Source organism: Moorena sp. SIO3H5 (assembly GCF_010692395.1).
Lineage (GTDB): Bacteria > Cyanobacteriota > Cyanobacteriia > Cyanobacteriales > Coleofasciculaceae > Moorena.
The window spans coordinates 1-18998 of record NZ_JAAHHS010000120.1 but is presented as its reverse complement, the minus strand read 5'-3'; the positions used below and the strand labels follow the sequence as shown (position 1 = coordinate 18998).

11 protein-coding genes and 1 pseudogene are annotated in these 18998 nt (G+C 40.6%); 2 read left to right on the top strand and 10 right to left on the bottom strand.

Annotation, left to right across the window (positions count from 1 at the left end):
• Positions 1-1302 (top strand): TldD/PmbA family protein (locus F6K52_RS15385; protein ID WP_293079030.1); only part of this gene is annotated, 1302 nt, incomplete at its 5' end.
• A 193-nt stretch (positions 1303-1495) separates the two neighbouring features.
• Positions 1496-2836, top strand: coding sequence for a TldD/PmbA family protein (locus F6K52_RS15380; RefSeq protein WP_293079028.1), 1341 nt, complete (start codon positions 1496-1498; stop codon positions 2834-2836).
• Between the two features lie 297 nt (positions 2837-3133).
• On the opposite strand, the gene F6K52_RS15375 is transcribed toward F6K52_RS15380, so the two are convergent.
• The 10 genes and pseudogenes from F6K52_RS15375 to F6K52_RS15330 form a co-directional block, all read right to left on the bottom strand.
• The gene (locus F6K52_RS15375) at positions 3134-6127 is read right to left on the bottom strand and encodes a contractile injection system tape measure protein (RefSeq protein WP_293079032.1); all 2994 of its coding nucleotides are present in this window, start codon (positions 6125-6127) and stop codon (positions 3134-3136) included.
• Positions 6128-6138: 11 nt separating this feature from the next.
• On the bottom strand, positions 6139-8325 hold the full coding sequence (locus F6K52_RS15370) for a hypothetical protein (protein ID WP_293079026.1): 2187 nt from the start codon (positions 8323-8325) through the stop codon (positions 6139-6141).
• Positions 8326-8579: 254 nt separating this feature from the next.
• Complete coding sequence (locus F6K52_RS15365) at positions 8580-8804, bottom strand: hypothetical protein (RefSeq protein WP_293079024.1); 225 nt, start codon at positions 8802-8804, stop codon at positions 8580-8582.
• A 113-nt stretch (positions 8805-8917) separates the two neighbouring features.
• Positions 8918-11803 (bottom strand): hypothetical protein, encoded by a 2886-nt coding sequence (locus F6K52_RS15360; protein WP_293079022.1) that lies wholly within the window; start codon positions 11801-11803, stop codon positions 8918-8920.
• Between the two features lie 15 nt (positions 11804-11818).
• Positions 11819-16315, bottom strand: coding sequence for a baseplate J/gp47 family protein (locus F6K52_RS15355; RefSeq protein WP_293079020.1), 4497 nt, complete (start codon positions 16313-16315; stop codon positions 11819-11821).
• 59 nt (positions 16316-16374) lie between these two features.
• Entirely contained in the window at positions 16375-16500 is a 126-nt protein-coding gene (locus F6K52_RS15350) for a hypothetical protein (protein WP_293079017.1), read from the bottom strand.
• A gap of 593 nt (positions 16501-17093) precedes the next feature.
• The gene (locus F6K52_RS15345; RefSeq protein ID WP_293079015.1) at positions 17094-17717 is read right to left on the bottom strand and encodes a hypothetical protein; all 624 of its coding nucleotides are present in this window, start codon (positions 17715-17717) and stop codon (positions 17094-17096) included.
• Between the two features lie 165 nt (positions 17718-17882).
• Positions 17883-18041 carry a hypothetical protein gene (locus F6K52_RS15340; RefSeq protein WP_293079013.1) on the bottom strand — a complete coding sequence of 53 codons (159 nt, stop codon included), beginning with the start codon at positions 18039-18041 and terminating at the stop codon, positions 17883-17885.
• 324 nt (positions 18042-18365) lie between these two features.
• Positions 18366-18809, bottom strand: a complete 444-nt coding sequence (locus F6K52_RS15335; RefSeq protein ID WP_293079011.1) for a type II toxin-antitoxin system VapC family toxin — start codon at positions 18807-18809, stop codon at positions 18366-18368.
• Positions 18809-18998 (bottom strand): annotated as a pseudogene (locus F6K52_RS15330) (hypothetical protein); the annotation flags it as partial. The gene F6K52_RS15335 and the pseudogene F6K52_RS15330, both read right to left, overlap by 1 nt.

Sequence of the window (18998 nt, the reverse complement as noted above, 5' to 3'; positions counted from 1 at the left end):
AGCTGTCTTGCGGAAGATGATGCCATTACTAGCATTTCTCCCCGCCTTACCTCTGGTGCTGGTATCCGAGTATTTCGGGGTAAGTCAGACTGCTATGTTAGCACTAATGACTTATCCTTTTCGGGGCTAAAAGCGGCTTTGGAGAAAGCCCTGTCGATTCAAGGGCTGGAATTACCTACCCCTAATGCCTTTATCCCAGAAACTAACCTGGAACTGTTGCGGGATTACGCTACTGCTAGAGGCAAAGACAGTTGGCTAACCGGTTGCAGTTCCATGGCAGAAATGGGAGAAGTACTCCTGGATGCAAATGGGGCACTCCAGCGCAAGGCTAGCCATGTCCAATCCCGACGGGCTGTTTATTTCCGGGATTGGCAGGAAGTTCTGGTAGCAGCTAGTGATGGCACCTTTGCCAGAGATATTCGTTTAACTCAGTCTGTGGGATATAACTTGCTATGTGCTGATGGCGACCATCGCTCTTCGATTGGCAAGCGTGCTGGTAGTACCGGTAACCCAGAGTTTCTAAGAGCCTGGGATTATAATGGTACTGCTGAGGAAGTTGCTGAATCTGCTGGTAAGATGCTCTATGCGGATTACGTAGAGTCTGGTACTTACCCGATTATCATGGCGAATTCCTTTGGTGGGGTAATTTTCCATGAAGCCTGTGGACACCTGTTGGAAACGACCCAGATTGAGCGGAAAACTACTCCGTTTGCTGACAAAAAAGGCGAGAAGATTGCTAACGAAAGCCTCACCGCTTGGGATGAAGGGTTATCTGACAATGCCTTTGGAACCATTGATATGGATGATGAGGGCATGCCAGCCCAAAGAACTCTGTTGATTGAAAATGGCATACTGAAGAATTTTATCGCCGACCGGGCAGGGTCTCAGCTGACTGGACACCCCAGAACAGGTAGTGGCCGCCGTCAGAATTATGCCTATGCTGCTGCTTCACGGATGCGCAATACCTACATTGCTCCTGGTGATTACGAGGTAGAGGATTTATTTACTTCTATCGATAAAGGTATTTACTGCAAGCGCATGGGCGGTGGTAGTGTTGGTGCTACTGGGGAATTTAACTTTGGTGTCGATGAAGCCTATTTGATTGAAAATGGCAAAATCACTAAACCGCTGAAAGGGGCAATTCTGATTGGGGAAGCTAAGGAAATTATGAATAAAATTTCCATGTGTTCCAAAGACTTAGGATTAGCCGCTGGTTTCTGTGGTTCCATTAGCGGCAGTGTTTATGTCACCGTCGGTCAGCCTCATATCAAGGTAGATTCGATTACGGTTGGTGGACGGTAAGTTACCCCAGCAGCCAGGCTTTGGGACTAGTGTTAGACTATCATCTCCGGTTGAAGACTTATCATTCTTGATTGTTAGTCAAGTTTAAATGAACAATTAACTAACAATTAAGGTGAATCCGAAGCGATTAACCGGATTTGATATCATGCCTCTTTTTTTTTGTTAATCAAAACATTCACAATCTAAACATAAGATGACCAAGATTAATGAGATAGCTGATTCGGCGATTGCGATCGCAAAACGCCTGGGAATTGAAAAATTCGATATTTATGGCTCTGCAGTGGATGAAGCTGGTGTTCAAGTAGACCAGGGTGAGCCAAAACAGGTTGAGGCATCTAATCGGTCTGGTGTAACTGTACGGGTTTGGAATCAAGACCAGAAAGTAGGCATTACTTCAACTACCGATACCAACCCAACTGGGTTGGAACTAGCCTTAAAAACCGCTTATGAGGCAAGTAGTTTTGGAGTGAAGGAAAACGCCCCAGACTTTAGCCCTGAGTCAACAGTATCGATTCCAGATATTCCCAATAATCAAGTGCCTCCACAGCCAGTATCCAAATTAGTAGAAACCCTACTGGATTCAGAGAAAAAGTTACTGGACGCTCACTCAGCTATTGCCGGAGTTCCTTACAATGGACTATCTCAACGGGATGTTGAGCGCTTTTATCTCAATAGTGATGGGGCATTGCGCCAGCAAGCTAGCTCCTCGGCTTCCATTTATCTTTATACCAAAACTGAGGAAGAAGGGAAAAAGCCCCGTAGTGCTGGTGCCTATAAGATTAGTCAAGGTTTAGAAACTCTGGATATTCAGACTTGTCTCCAAGAAGCTGCTGAGAAAACCATCAGTCACTTGAATTATGAGAAAGTTAAGTCCGGGAAATATCGAGTAGTGTTCTCTCCCGAAGCTTTCCTAAGTTTACTGAATGCTTTTTCTAATTTATTTAATGCTCAGAATATTCTAGACAAGCAAAGCCTCTCGACTCCAGAGTCTCTAGGTACACCAATTGCTTCTCCTCTGCTTTCTGTCTGTGATGATGAGCTACATCAAGAGAATGTGGCACCGGTCTATTTTGATGGAGAAGGAACACCTACTCGTCGAGTACCGATAATTACAGAAGGGGTGTTAAGCAGTTTTCTGCACAGTGCTGGCACCGCGAAACGCCTGAATGCTCAACCAACAGGTCATGCCAATATTGGGGCAAAAGTTACAGTTAGCCCTAATTTCTATCATGTTTTTCCTGGTCAATCTGCTGAACAAGAGTACAGCTTAGACCAAGCTGAAAATGTGATTTGGATTGATGAGGTAAATGCGCTTCATGCGGGAGTTAAAGCACTCGAAGGTTCCTTTTCTCTACCCTTTGATGGTTGGATGGTGAATAAGGGAGAATTAACTAGTATTGATTCCGCAACGGTAGCCGGAGATTTTCGGGAACTGCTGAAATCGATTATTTATGTGGAAAAAGAGGCTGAGTTGACCTCTGGTGGAGTCTGTCCAAAAATCTGGGTTGATGGTTTGTCCATTACTGGGGATTGAGGATTTAAGGTTCTCTGTCAGAATGCAGAATGTAGAATGCAGAATGTAGAATTCTAAATTCGCGCATTCTACATTCTTAATTTAAAAATGTTGTTCGCCTTTGGGGTTACCGTAGGGTAGGTTGAAGGTTGATTGATAAAACTGAAAAGTTAGTAAGCTTTTTAAGCATTCAGCTATCAGCTGAATGCTTCTTTTATAGAAGTCTAAGTAAAGGTTAAGACATATTTCTGTTCCCCGTTCCCTGTTCCCCATTCCCTGTTCCCTATTCCCTGTTCCCTGTTCCCTATTCCCTACAGCTTACCACTCTACGTATAAAATGTTATCCATCCACGGCAGCTTGACAACTCGTATGCTCCAAGGAATTCTATCTAGTAAAATATCGTAAGTTTCACGTTCAACCTGTAGCAGCCAACTACCATCACGAATTCTCACAATACCGTTTCTCTGCAAAAAAGCTCTTCTAAATCCTTCTATTGATGTATTTTTCAAAATAGACCAATTTTGAATCACAGCAGATAACAAGTTTTCACATTCTTCTCGTTCTTGTTCGGTGATTTCTAAATTGGTGTCTATAGGTTCTAATAACTCTATACCGCATAGTATTTTATTAATAGGTAAACTGTGTTCTGGTATTTCTGTTGAGTTATCAACTAAATACTGGAGTAAAAGGGCTGCTCGTTCAGCAGATGTGGTATTAATAAAAATCTTATCTTGTACCAGTCCTATTTTGACAAAGAAGCGAGTCAGAAATGGCCATAGCAAAATTAATCCTGCATTGTAAATGTAGATTTCATCAGAGTCACTAAAACTATTAACAGTATCTGGAAGCCTGGTTTGATTATAATTGAGTTCTTGTTGGATGTTGAATTTAAGAGTTTCAAGACTTTTCTGTAGTTGTTTGAAGCGTGTAATCAGCTCTGATGACCTTTGGGCTTGGGCAGGATTATTGATTGCATTTCGTAATATTTCTATTTCAGTCTTAAGTTGATTAATTTGCTGTTTATGTTGGGGGAATATCTGGCTATTTAAATCAAGGTGTTGCAATTCCATTAATAGGTGTTCCAGTTGTTCCCTTTCTTTAATCAACTGTGTATATTGACTAGGGATTTGGATTCTATCTAAGATTTCTGGAAGTGTGCTTTTCAATCCTTTTCTTGCTCTAACTAGATGCTCTATCTTGGCAACAATACTATTGATAAAATCAGGATAGTTAATCCGATTACTGCTGGCAATATGTAAGAAATTGTCTTGGACTAACTTGAGCTTATCTACTTTAGTCTTACTCTCTGAGGAAATACTCAAAAGTATTCCTTGCCATATCTCCAATCTCAATTTGGCTGCCGGAATATTTCTGGTCTGCTCTAGCTCTTCCAAGACCGGTTTTATGTCTGTATTATAGTCGGCAATAAACTGGACTGAATCCCCAGTAAATAATCCGGCTATTTTTAGGAGTGTTGCATCGGAAAATTGGTAAATAAGGCGCTGCAAGTGCTTGGGATTTTTTAGACTTTGCTGAACCAGAGACTTTACCTGATTTGGGGAATTTGTGATCAAGCGATCGCAATAGTCTTCTAGCTCTTGTTTGCTGAGGTTTTCCGGGAGTATACCGGTTTGGATAAAGTCGCTAAAAATTTCTAGTTGTGACGCTCTTGCTTCTGCTCTAATCAACTGTCTATCTTGGTTAGGGATTTGGATTCTATCTAAGATTTCTGGAAGTGTGCTTTTAAATCCTTTTCCTGCTCTGACTAGATGCTCTATCTTAGCAACAAGATTAGTTAACAACTCAGGATAGTTAATATTATTACTGCTGGCAATATGTAAGAAATTGTCTTGGATTAACTTGAATTTATCTACTTGAGTATTACTCTCTGAGGAGATACTGAAAAGTATTCCTTGCCATATTTCCAATCTCAATTTGGCTTCCGGAATATTTTTCGTCTGCTCTAGCTGTGCCAAGACCGGTTTTATGTCTGTATTATAGTCGGCAATAAACGGGACTAAATCCCCAGTAAACAATCCGGCTATTTTTAGGAGTGTTGAATCCGAAAATTGGAAAATCAGGCGCTGCAATTGCTTGGTATTCTTTAAGCTTTGCTGAACAATAGACTTGACCTGATTTGGCGAATTGGTGATCAAGTGATCGCAATAGTCTTCTAGCTCTTGTTTGCTTAAATTTTCGGGGAGTATACCGGTTTGGATAAAGTCGTTAAAAATCTCTAGTTGTGAAGCTCTTGCTTCTGCTCTAATCAACTGTGTCTCTTGGCTAGGGATTTGGATTCTATCTAAGATTTCTGGAAGTGTGCTTTTAAATTCTTTTCCTGCTCTGACTAGATGCTCTATCTTGGCAACAATATTCTTTAAAAACTCAGAATAGTTAATCCGATTACTGGTGGCAATATGTAATAAATTTTCTTCGACTAACTTGAACTTATCTATTTGATTATTACTATCTGAAGAGAAGCTGAGCAATAATCCTTGCCATATCTCTAATCGCAATTTAGCTGCCGGAATATTTCTGGTCTGCTCTAGCTGTGCCAAGACCGATTTTATGTCTGTATTATAGTCGGCAATAAACTGGACTGAATCCCCAGTAAACAATCCGGATATTTTTAGGAGTGTTGAATCCGAAAATTGGTAAATAAGGCGCTGCAAGTGCTTGGGATTCTTTAAGCTTTGCTCAACAATAGACTTGACCTGATTTGGGGAATTGGTGATCAGGCGATCGCAATATTGTTCTAGCTCTTGTTTGCTTAAGTTTTCTGCCCACCAGGGTAGCATCCCTGTTTGGATAAAGTAGCTAAAAACCTCTAGTTGTAAAGCTCTTTTACTAGCAATCTCTGATTTGCCAATTTGATCAGATAGTCTTTGATAGCGAGTTGCACTTACAGAGGTAAATTTATTTACTTCTAGATTTTCCCCCGTCTCTCCCTCTGTTCTACGAAGCAGTGGTGAAGACTTACCCAACTCAGTATTAGGTTGTGGAGGAGTTGAAAAACTGGAATTTGACAGACTAATTTGTTCTTCTAATTGCTGTTGAATTTGTGCTATAATTTTGTCAATCAATTCCTGTTCTAGATTATTAATATCGATATTGCCTAGGTCTATTTCTAGGGTATTAATTCGATGTATTGTATCTAAATCGCTGAACTGATTAAACAAGTTATCAATCAGGGGGAGGACTTTATGGCGATATAGTCTACTTACCTCATTTTGCAGTTCAAAAGCACCTTGCTGTGAACTTAAATTAAGTTCTATAATCTGTTTTTTGATAATATGTCGTTGTTGGTTCACTTCCAAAGGCTTTAACAAATAACTTTAAAATCTGTGCCGATAGTCATATATCCTAAAACCTTACATGGTGGATTTGAAATACTACCATTTACCAAAAAATTTATCAGGTTATTAGTTGAATTTTTATCCATTTTTGTATTTAGCCAGAGCTGGTAGACATTTTCAAATTTTATCATATTAGATTTATCTAACCAGTGGCAATAAGGGGTTATATGGGCGGGGATTTCGGCAATGATAATGTTATCAATTAGTTGTTTAAAGTTTTCTTTTTTAAAGGGAGGTAGCCAATTGGGGAATACAAAACTGATTTGGAAAGAGTAAGGATCTATCGGGTGATCTAGGTGATCTAATTGTACCCATTTTCCTGTTTCTGATTCTCCTTCTTCTAATTCTACAAATTCCGTTGCTATTTTTATATCGAATGTATTTGTTTTAACATTGGTAACGGAATAAATACCATTGTAATTACGTGTATCAAATATTTTTATTCGTTCATTGTTTGAAAGTCCGTGTTTATCAGACACACAAGTTACTATTGTGTTTGAATCGGTGTTTGATTTAAATTCCGAAATTTTATAACCAAATTTAAACAAATAAGAATCGTTACTGCTGCGAGGACGAAGTAAAATGTGTTCGACTATATGGAATCCTTCGGTTTCATCCGATTCATTGCAGAGAGCCAAAGTTTTTCGATGGTAAGGAATTCCTAGTAAACTACAAATTCTTTGTTTTAGTCCCGATACGTTTTCTGTATCCCAAACGTGACTGGAATCAGTGTAATTAAATGCTTTACCCCTTCCGGCACTGATTTGGGGATAGTTCTGTAAGAAATTAATTTTATCATCAATCAGCTTTTCCTCCAGAATTGATTCATATAAAAGTAAGGAATAATCAGTAAATTTTTCACAAAACTGTGCCATTAAATGATCCAGGAAACGGTTTCTTCTTATCTTACTAATCTCAGTCGATTGACCATCTGGTGAAGTTTTATCTGTATTTAGGATTTCTGCTGCACCTGGAACCATTGAAAGTTCCTGGAAAAAGTAGGTTGTCTTGTTCTTAGTTTGAAAAGAGAATAAATCTTTAGTGTGTTCTAATTGAGCAAAATAGTTAGCTAAAAGTTGGTCAAAAAACATTAAATAAGCTTGTAGTTGCTTGGCTTGAGCCTTGCGTTTGGGGGATGCAGAAGCCGGTAAACCTATTTCTCCAATACCGTAAGTAGCAGGAAAATCATTTTGGATTGATTCATAGTCAGATAATTCTCGGTATTGTCCCACTGGGATGGGGAGATCTTTTATTTGTGTGGTTGATGGTGTTTTGGTGTTTTGCTGTTGTAAGGATTTCAGATGACTTTGAGCTTTAGCCAGGTTCGGATTGCACGGAATTTGTCCTTTATAAAAGGTAATGTTACTTGTCAAGCCATCTATATCTTTGAGTTGGGGTGTTAGATTAGGATCTAATGCTAACGCCAATTCTTCTGATTCAGATGAATTTTCGCTTGAAATAGTAATGCTTCCAACAGTTTTTATCCCTGGAATATCTGAAATAATCCGAATTAGGTCAGAAGTGCGCAGTTGGTCTTTCTTGATAAAACTATCAAGTTTTTCATCGTCAATGAAGCCATGTTCCAGGGGAAAACCATCAAAGATTGCTTCAGGATTTTTGCCTTGATCCAGTAGTTCTTTGAGAGTTAAAAATTCTAGGTGAGGAGAAATAAAATTATCTAAATCCAAATATATCTGTGCCATTAATTCATTCACATCAAATCCTTCTTCAATCTCAATCTCGGCTTTGATGGTGATTTCTTCAATGGGTAAAATTTCCACTGAAGCAAAATCTTCACACAGATTTCGATGCTGATTAAGTTTAGATTGTACTTTTTCGATGAGACTCCCTTCGTCAGAGACATTTTTGTCTTTTTCGATTAGTACCCGATAAAGTCCATTTAAGTTGACTGGCTGAGTGCGTTTAGAAGCTTCAAAAGTTAAGGTATGAAGAAGGGAATCGTAATAAATTGGGGTTTGTGAATTCTGAATTGGTTCTAACCATGCATTTTTAACACCATCGATGTCGATTAGCAGTTTGCGATAATCATTAATTGTGAGGGGATTAACGGTGAGGATTTCTCTGGCGGTGAAAAACTGCTTGTTGTTTTCTCCAGTTTTTTCTCCAGGAGCAGACGCAAGCAAGTCTTTCATCTCGAAGTCAAGGCGATAGCTTAAATCCGTGATGGCATAGCAGAGTTGTTCTAAGGTTGTAATGCCAGGATCGTGGGTATTGTAGTCTGTCCACAGTTTCCCCCCTAGGCGTTCGATGTGCTTGATTCCTTCTTGTCGCAATAAGGCAAAATTCATGCCAGGATGTTCTGGGGGAGCGTTGGAGATGGTAAGGTTTTCAGTCATGGTGATTGGGGAAAGATAGTTTATGCTTGTTTATTTCCACAAGATTTCTCTTAATTCTCAATTGCTTCCGTTTCTAAAACCTCCACCGTTTCTGGTTCAGATGCAGCACCATTAGGTTTAGTTAACTCTTCTTCCAATACCTGAATTGCTCCTTGGATGCGGAGTAAGGTTTCACTGATATTGGCTTGTTTGGCTTCTAAATCGGCGAGGACTTTTTGTCCTGATTCAAATTCTGCTTTGAGTTGGGTTAGGCGTTTTTTTAGTTGTTCTTTCATGTTACTTTCTTACTGATTTGTTTCAGTGCGAATTTCCCTGCTCGGATGGGTTAGGAGTGGGTTGGGAGGTTCTTAATCCAAGGCGATCGCACTGATGATTTCCTGTAAGCCTTTTATTGGTAAAATGCCATGACCACAAGTGTTCTTCCGCCACCGAAGCCATCTAGGCATGATGGGTTGCTAGTCCACCTTGCCACATTGTCGCCAACTTTCTTCGACTGGAGCTTAACGGTATGCTCACCTGTCCCAAGCGGCAAGACGACATTGCCATTCAAATTCACATTAGCATGATTAGAGCTATGGGCTTGAAAGTGCGAACCAGATTGGGGACAGCCATTACCGTCCACGACTAGCCTTGTTGCAACGAGATCACGACCTTTACAATTCCCCTCTGGTTGGACATTAATTGAATAGGTACAAAAAATTATTGCTTTTCTATCTAGGGTGAAAGTAACTGATGTATCGGAAACATCTTCCCACCCCGCGCATGTGATAGAAACATCAGTCTCTGGTTGGGCTGCCCATATTCCAGCCAAAACCCCGCCACCTTTTATTTTTCCTAACACATCCAGCTTTGCCTCTGGAGTATCCGTACCAATCCCCACATTGCCCTTTCCAGGCATTAAGGCAATATGATCGTGACAATGATTAGATGTTCCAATCTCCAGTGTCTTTGCCTCTGGTTCGCATCCTCCACGGTAATATCTGATCCAGGCAGCATCACCACAACTTAGTTGTATCGCTCCAGTTACAGTTAGGTTTTTTACTGAAAGCTCCTGACTCGCAGAACCAGAAAAACGTGTTTTTGTGTCTACATAGGTTTTAATTGCTTTCTGGGTTGGTATTGCACAATCGCTATTACCTTCGAGAGTACAATCACAAGAAAATTCATTCACCGCTACTCCCTGTTGTAGCTTGAGATTGCCCTTCACTTCTAGTTTTGCCCCTGGATTTGTCGTCCCAATCCCCACATTACCATCTTTGGTGACGTTGAATACATCACACGCTTCTGCTGTAGAAAAGCTCAATCGCCCACCAGGTTTATTGGCAATTTCTACCCGATTATTCAATCCTTCGTTGGTGGAAAGTTTTAAGACGGCTAGGTTAGTGCAAGATTGAAATAAGCCTACTGCATCTGATCCTAGGACATGAAACTTGTGAGTTGGATTGCTCGTCCCAATCCCCACATTGCCTTTTCCAGGCATTAAAACAATATGATCGTGACAATGATTAGATGTTCCAATCTCCAGTGTCTTTGCCTCTGGTTCGCATCCTCCACGGTAATATCTGATCCAGGCAGTATCACCACAACTTAGTTGTATCGCTCCATTTACAGTTAGGTTTTTTGCTGAAAAATCCTGACTCACAGAACCATGGAGAAGCGCTTTAGTATCGGCATAGGTTTTAATGGCTTTCTCTGTTGGTATTGCACAATCGCTATTATCTTCGAGAGTACAATCACAAGAAAATTCATTCACCGCTACTCCCTTTAGTAGCTTGAGATTGCCCTTCACTTCTAGTTTTGCCCCTGGATCTATCGTCCCAATTCCCACATGGCAATCTTTGATAACCATCTGTACTATTCCGTCAGTACCAGGGTTCAGTTCATTGTTATCATGAGTACCACCTTTGTACCAAGCAAAATTATTGTCAGTGCGGAAATATTGAGTGCCATCCTGTATCCCTATCCCGTAATTATTATTACACATGTTAATTATCTGTCTTGTGGGTGTATCAAAGCTAAGACTTCCTGAGACAGATAATTCCTTTGTGGTTGTACAGCCATCTACCCGTAGGTTTTTATCCCCTGGATCGGAATCACCACCAACGTGCAAACCGCCATTTATAGAGAGTTTAGCCCTTGGATTTGTCGTCCCAATCCCCACATTGCCCTTTCCAGGCATTAAGGCAATATGATCGTCACAATCATTAGATGTCCCTATCTCCAGTGTCGTATTTTCTCCTGAATTTCCACAACGGTAATACCTGATCCAGGCAGCATCTTTACTACCATAATCCGGTTCTTTAGTAAATAAAATACCGTTGTTTTTTTTATTACCCGCACTTGGTTTAATTACTCCATTTACAGTGAGGTTTTTTGCTGAAAAATCCTCACTCACAGAACCATTGAGAAGTGCTTTAGTATCGGCATAGGTTTTAATTGCTTTTTCCGTTGGTATGGCCATATCGCTACAATCTTTGAGAGTAGCATCACAAGAAAATGCATTCACCGCTACTCCGTAGCATAGCTTTAAATTTCCGTTAACTTCTAGTTTGGCATCTGGACAGGTCGTCCCAATCCCCACATTGCCTGATTCACTTACAATGGTTAAATGTTTTCCTTTTGAAACGCAGTCGCTATAGCTTTCTATATAGAATTTTTTTTCTGAACTGCCAATGTACTTAAGGTCAAAACCCCAGTTGCCTCCGGTGTATTCTCGCAATTGAATGGTTGCATTATCATTACATCTTTGCCCCCAAATCTTCAGGACAGGTTGATCTCCTTTAATTTCCAGCTTGGCATCTGGACAATCCGTCCCAATCCCCACATTGCCATCTTTATTAATCAGAAAAATCGTATCCTTTAACTGATCATCAATCCGTAAAGCATCTTCATTACCCGTCTGCTGAATATGGAGTTTCGCCGTCGGCGGATCATCGATACTCAGTCCCACATTCCCATTACTGCTGTCAATAAAAAGCCTACTATCTCCAGAATTATATTTTATATTTAAATCTGGCTTATCTCCTGATTTTTTATTAATACTCCAAGTCTTCGTCTCACCCGCATAAAAATCCAACAGTTTCTCATCCTTACCTTGGGCGGTAATCTTGAGGGGGGCGGTAATCTTGAGGGGAGTATCTGCCCCAGCCGGGTTTTCTATGCCATCATCTTTTATATTGAGGGTGGAATCAATAAAGTCTGCAAAATTCTGTTGAGAAGGCTTTTTACCTGTCTCGAATAATTCTTTTAGTTCACTTCTCTTCTTTTGAGCCATGATATTTAACTCCTTTTAACTAACTTCAAAATCAGTAACAATACTCATATAACCAATCCCCTCAAAATCCTCTTCATCATAAGATTTTTCTGTGCCCATCAGGTAGATAATATGTTGAGGGGCAGAAACCAAAATTGAATCAGGATGTTGCACCTGGGCAAGATTAGACGGAATCACCCGATAATAGATATCTGACTTGCCGCCAGATCCAGCTTTGATGCCGACTTGCTCAATTAATTTGAGATAGCCAACATCATCTACATAAGGTCTTTTCTTAATAAAATGGATCACTGAGGAATTATGGATTGAACTACCAAAGGTAATATCTGCTTGTTCTTCATAGGCCCACGGGGACAAAAAGCCTTTAATATCTTCATTGAGTTGATTCAGATAGTCCCCCTGGTCAGATCCAGCGAGAAAACGGATACCCACTTTGTATTGAATGGGTTTGTAGCGGGGATTTTTCACCACGATTTGCACAAATGGGGAGGTATAGTTTTGCAGGTATGCCTGGATTTCCTTTAGTAAGTAGGAAGGTGCTTTGGGTTCCAGGGGAAAGAAAGGCGCAGTATTCGCCACGTCGGGAATTACCACCACAGTTACCTTGGCATCACCAGGATTGTGGTTGCCAGCAGCAGAGGTGATACATTTCACCTTATAGATTTGGGGGAAATGTTCCAATACTAGACGTTCGTAATCCCAGGCGGTTATAGCCCTCTGTTTATGGCGCAGTCTTTCACTCACCCGCATGGTGAAGGCGCGATTGTCTTCTTTTGGTTTACCGCCAAAGGAACTATAGGGCTGTTGTACTGTGTTGATGGCGGGATCTCGTGTTACAAATCCTTGAATGGAATTAGCAGCTAAGGGTTTACTTAAATGGTCGGCTGCATTCCCCTGATTCACAAAGGTCGCCCTGACTGCTTGGGTTTTGATGTCCAGAGTATCAGGAATGGCAGCAGCGTTTTCCGTAACGCTGGCTCGTAACCAATGTAAACCACTGGGTAATAATTGCTGCTGACTGGTGGCTCCCTCAGGGATACTCAAGCGGATAATCCCCGAATCCACTAACCCGTTGGTACTATCGGAAAGCATCTCTGTATCTTTAAATTCTTGCCAAGAATTACCACTCAAGTAACTCCAGTGAATCTGTGGCGGAGTTAGTTCCCCATTGCCACTCCCCGGTATCATTTGGAAGAGGATGGAAATGTTTTGGGGTGGTTGCAGATTGCGGATACCGATGTATAAAGTGCCTTCTTCTTGATAGTTCGGTAACAGATAATATTGGTTGTCTTGATTTAGATTTTGGATATCAACATAGCCAAAGGGATGAAGTTGGAAGATTTTACTAGGTTCCTGCTCGCTTTGGGAGGCTTGCAAGTCAATCTCTACTGAGGAAGTATAGTCGAGGTAGATGGCTTTAACTTCCGGGGTGTAAGGGGGATAAACCGGCAGGGGTTTGATTTTTGTTGATGAATTATTTTCTTCGTTATCATTAACAAAGTCTGTATCCGTTGACAAAGCCACCTGAGTTGATACTACTGGATATAAATCATGGGCAAATGCAAAATCTGGGCTTTCTAATTCCAGTTTAAAATACCTTCTTTGTTCAAAAAAATCGTCTGTATCGGTTTCATAGGAAGAAGTATCCAGAGAATAGCCTTTCAGATTAAAGTTTTGATAATTGAGGTTAATTGGATTACTTAAAGTATTATTTTCTTGGGTAAAAATGGATTTGGGACCTTCAATATCCACCCAGCTTCTTTTATTGAAAAGCTTCAAACTTGCTTGAAAGCTGTTATTAGCGATCATTTTTTCTTCTTTATCTTCTCCTTCTTCTTTCTCTTCTCCAGATTCGGATTTAGCTTTATATTTAATAACCCCAGTACTTGAATATGCTTCATAATGGGTAGCAAAGTCTTGAGGAAGTCCCATCCATTCCATCTTGAGGACAAGACTATCTAATTTTTTGGTACTAATTTCTCGATTAGCGAAGTAAAACCCCGAACCTGCTTTAGGATTATCCCCAAAGGGTTTAAAAGTAGTTTTGGGATTTAGTACTGAGTTATCGTTCCGCAGTTGGAGATCTTGAATATTTTCTACTTCAACTTGTATATTGACTTTTTCTAAGGATATTGATTTTAATTGATCGTAATAAATAATTTTTTCCTCGGATTTTTCTGACGGTGATATTTCTTTCAACAGAATTTTTACCACTGGATGGGGACTGTCCAGGAAAAAAGTTGACTGATCTGGTTGTGGTGGCAAAATAGCGGGTAGGGTATAATCCAGGGTTAACTGAAACTGTAAACTGTTGAAATAAATAGCAGAAGTACGATAGAGCTTAATCTGGCCAGTACTAACAGCATCTTGAGATAAATTACCGATACCAATTTGCTGTATATTAGCTTTTTTATTGTTAACTAATCCTGTAATCTGGAATATCTTGCCGTCATTCCAGACAAGAAGTTGCTTCACGTTGCTAGCAGAAAAGGTATGTTCAGAGCCTTCAATAAAAGAAACGCTTGTCAAGTTATCGTTGTCCGAAGCAGTGGAACCCAGAGATATTTCTGTACTGCTATAAGAGACTAGTGGTTCTTCTACAATAAAAACGCCAATTTCATATTTAAAGGATTCCGGCTGTATCCATTGCGCTTCACTACTCAAGTAAATTTCAAAAGGGCCATTTTCACTACTTAGTATTGCCTGGAACTTATCCCGATTCAAAGTCCTTTCTTCACCGGTGAAGGTAAGGGTAATAGTACGTGTACCTTCTTGCAACAACAAGACGGGAGAAGTAACAGCAAAACCGATAGAATTTTGTGAGGTTTGAGTAATGTTGCCAAAAGTCTTAAAACGTTGCGATATAGTTGCTTGTCCCTCTTCAGCGTCAACTAGTGAACTTCCATGGATATTTTTAATTTCCGTTCTCCCAATGGGAGGGTAAGTAAAGTTTCTTTTCTTGGTTTGGGCTTTTTCAACGAGGCGATAGACTTCTTTCCAATCAGGATTTTCTGTAGTATTAGCTTGGATTTCCATAATCTTCCGGAAATCTGCCACACTCAGATACAGTTCTTCTTTGACATATCTAATAACTCGCTCTTGGTCAAGATGATCAAATATCTGTTGGAGGGTTGTATAACCATTAGGCATTTTCGGCAAAGGATCGCCAGGATTAGGTAACCCAAGAGCCCATTCCATCATGCTCTCGAAACCAGGCTTTTCTGGATGTTCGGACTCTTCTCGCTTTTCTTTTAAGCCATTACGCCTCCCCATGGTAATTTTTTTTCTGTAGGCTTTTTCAATTATTTTATAAACTTCGTTCCATTCTAATTCTGTAGGTTCTTCTACTTCTGTATTGTCCTTATTTATTTGCCTATCATGGATATCAAAGCAATACTTAAAATCTTCTGTGTTGAGAAAAAATAATTCATTTTCAATATAAAATTTTATATTTTGAGGAATTTGATCGGTATTTTTAATGGGTTGATAAATATATTTTTTGAGATCATCAATATCAACAGATTCACCATTATCAGCCGCTTCACCATTATCAGCCGCTTCACCATTATCAGCCGCTTCACCATTATCAGCCGCTTCACCGTTATCAACAGCTTCACCATTATCAGCCGCTTCACCGTTATCAACAGCTTCACCATTATCAGCCGCTTCACCATTATCAGCCGCTTCACCATTATCAACAGCTTCACCATTATCAGCCGCTTCACCATTATCAGCCGCTTCACCATTATCAGCCGCTTCACCGTTATCAACAGCTTTACCCTTCTTAAACTTAGGAAGTTGGTCTCCTTGCTCGGGGCTACCAACCGCCCAGCGCAGCATTGTTTCAAAACTTTGATCGCTCTTATTATCTTGATTATGAATTTCTTCTAAACCGATATAATTTTTTTCTACAAATAACGTTTTGATGCTGGCTACTTGAGCTTGATTAACAACTATATCTTCATCGGTGGCATAGTTAATATTAACCCCTTGACTATCTTGTCCAGCACTGAGCAAAGTACCCTTGTTAATAAGATGGGCTTCTTCTCCTTGCTCCAGCTCAAAAATCCCATGAATATTGTCTGGAACTTCCTCTTTTGTCCTTAACTGTAGTACCTCTTTATAGTAAAAATCGAGATATCTTTGGGTCAGTGCCTTAAACTGTTGCTGAGGATAGCGTAATAATTGTAAAAACGTGAACAACAAAACTAGATGAGGTTGGGCTAATTGCCGTTGTGTCGATGGCTCGTCTGCGAAGCTTTCCGGGTTATTAATGTAAGCAACCATTTGCTCAACATCTCCCGCAAAGAAACTCGACCAATCCCCATTTATCCGATTGGACTCATCGTAATAGTTTAGTTTTGTGGCATACTCTTGTACGAAGGTGATTAAATCAGAAACATCGCGCTCATCTACGGAAACATAATCTGGTTCGAGTTCCCTTAGCAAGCGTCCGCGCTGACTAACACCATCCCGAAAAATATGATGTATAATTCTATTTTTTGTATTCATAACTAAATTCTATATCATTGATCAGGATGGCGGATGTAAACTTTATTAACAAGCTAATCTCAAAAAAAGTAATAAATATTTATATAGCAATTATTATACCCATGAGGTACAAATCTCTGGGTTTTAGGGAGCAGGGAGCAGGGAGCAGGGAAGAGGGAAGAAAGAAAAAATAATGTGTACTTCATAGCTATGATAAACGCTATATAAGGAACGAAAATTAAATTTGGTGTAACCATTTAGTTATCAGCCGTCAGCTAATGCGCTACGCGCACGCTACGCGAACAGCTGTCAACTAATGGGCTAGGCTCACCCTAATTGAGGTGCTTATGGGCTATGGGCAAACTACACCGAAGATTGAATAAGCGATGCAGCAAGGGCACAGGGGAGGCAGGGGTAGGGTGGGCAAATAATGATAGTTTGACAATAAGATCATCAATCTAGTCCATTTGCCTAAATAAGCATTCAGCAGTCAGCGGTCAGCCTTCAGCTTTCCATAACTCAGTGGGGTAGTGGGGTAGGGTGGGCAAATAATGAAAGTAATACCAATTGATCACGAATCATGTCGATTTGCCCATCGGACCTGAGTTGAAAGCACTGTAGGGTGGACAAATAATGATAGTTTGACAATTTGATCATCAATCATGTCGATTTGCCCACCCTACTCATACTGTTCTCTGTTTCCTGTTTCCTGTTTCCTGTTCCCTGTTCCCTGCTCCCTGTTCCCTAAAATCCATAAATTGTGTACCTCATGGGTATAATAAAGGCGATATACAATTACCTAATTATCATTACGGACGCGGAAATAGTCTTGAAAGGGATGAGACAAAATGCCCAAAAGTTTGGCAGTGTCTCTAATATAGTATTCTTGCAGATCTATCCAGACGAGCACGCCCTCTAAGCGAAGAAACTGCCAGATTAGACCAGTTGTTACAGCTCCAAAAATCGGTAAAGTGACATTTTCTCTCTCGTTAAAGCGTTGGGCTGCTACCATTTCGGCAATACACTGCGCCAAACCTCCTTTAATATTTTCATTCTTGGCTTCAACTAAGGTAACAACAGGTCGGTGAATCTCATAAATTTCTCGTGAAGCGGTCAAAATAAAGTCACAATAACCGTTTAATCCTAACTCGGAATCAATATTGAATTCTGACCCAGAAAAAAAACCCACTTCATTATGAAAGATTTCCCGGATTTCTAATAATGTTGGAGCGATTAAGAGTTCAGACCGGGCTTTTTCTGTATTGATGGCATTGGCGAGAGGAATATTTCGTTTTAAGATTTGTTCTAAAAGTTCGCTAACTTCCACGGGAGCAATATCCGTAAACAAATTTTGCGACTCATCAATGTTTAAATCAAACCGATTACACACTTCAGCAATGGATTTAAATTCGCTGTAGGACATTGCTTATGCTCCAACAAGATTGCTGTAACTTTAAGTATAGAACGTAAGCATATGCGCTACGCGCACGCTACGCGAACAGCCATTGGCTTAAGCGCTACGCGCACGCTACGCGAACAGCCATTGGCCGTAGTACATCAATCATGTCCATTTGCCCACCCTACCAGATCAGCGATCGCTAATTATTCGAGCGCGAGTCTCTCGGTTAAAGGTATTATTTACCAGCTCATAACCCGTGAAAACGCTCATTTTCGGTAGATGTTTCTGCTTCTCGTCGTAAACATCGAGAAAGCAATGTCTGGCAACGTCGGTTTTGGGAGCATACAATTCGTAATGACCATGATTTACACCGACATATAGATTATATTCACGCTACATCCAGTTAAACATGGTTTGGTGTCTTGTCCTCATTTGTGGGAATATTCCAGTTTTCACAAATGGGTGGAGCGAGGCAAGTATCGACCCGATTGGGGGTGTTGTTGTGGGAAGAATTTACGACAAGTTCTAGATTTTAGCGATTTAGACGATTTTGCAGGGGAGTAGGGTGGGCAAATTCTGAATGTGGGGTAGGGTGGGCAAATAATCAAAGTTTTACCAATTGATCACCAATCATCGACCTTTGCCCACCCTACCATTGCTGTTCCCTGTTCCTCAAACCCAAGATTCTAAGGCAAAGGGTTCTACCTGTTGAATGCGCTGAAAGTCATTGTCGGCAGAGACAACTGTGAGGTTGTATTGAATTGCTGTAGCAGCTATCCAGAGATCGTTGTCACCAAAGCCAAGGGTTTGTGGGTTGAAGTTCCGTCGCTTTGTCTTATCTTTGGGACCGAAAGCAGTAATCAGCTTTCCTTTGATCGAGCCGTAAATTTCAGCAATTGGAAGGGTGATAGGGTAAATGTCGATCCTGTTGAGAAAAGCTCTGACTTGCTTCATATTAGCTGCTGTTCGCTCAGATTTGGCTACCATATAGAAAAGTTCTCCAAGGACGATGACACTGGTGGCAACATCCGCTTCACTGTGTAGTTGTAGCTGCTGAATCAGGGTAGGTTCACCAAAGATGATGCGACTACAGTGGTTGGTGTCGAGTAAATACATTAAAATTCAGCTTGGGAACGGGTGTCGTAAACAAGCTGGAGACATTCCTCAAAGTCATCACCCTGCCAGGTTCCAGCAAATTTCAGTAGGTCTTTGGCTTTAGAGCCATGCAGAATAGGTTTCCCCTCCTCGTTCTTAGTTGGCACTGGGCTAGAGAGAGTGTCAGGGCTGGTTGCTCTGGTTTTGAGA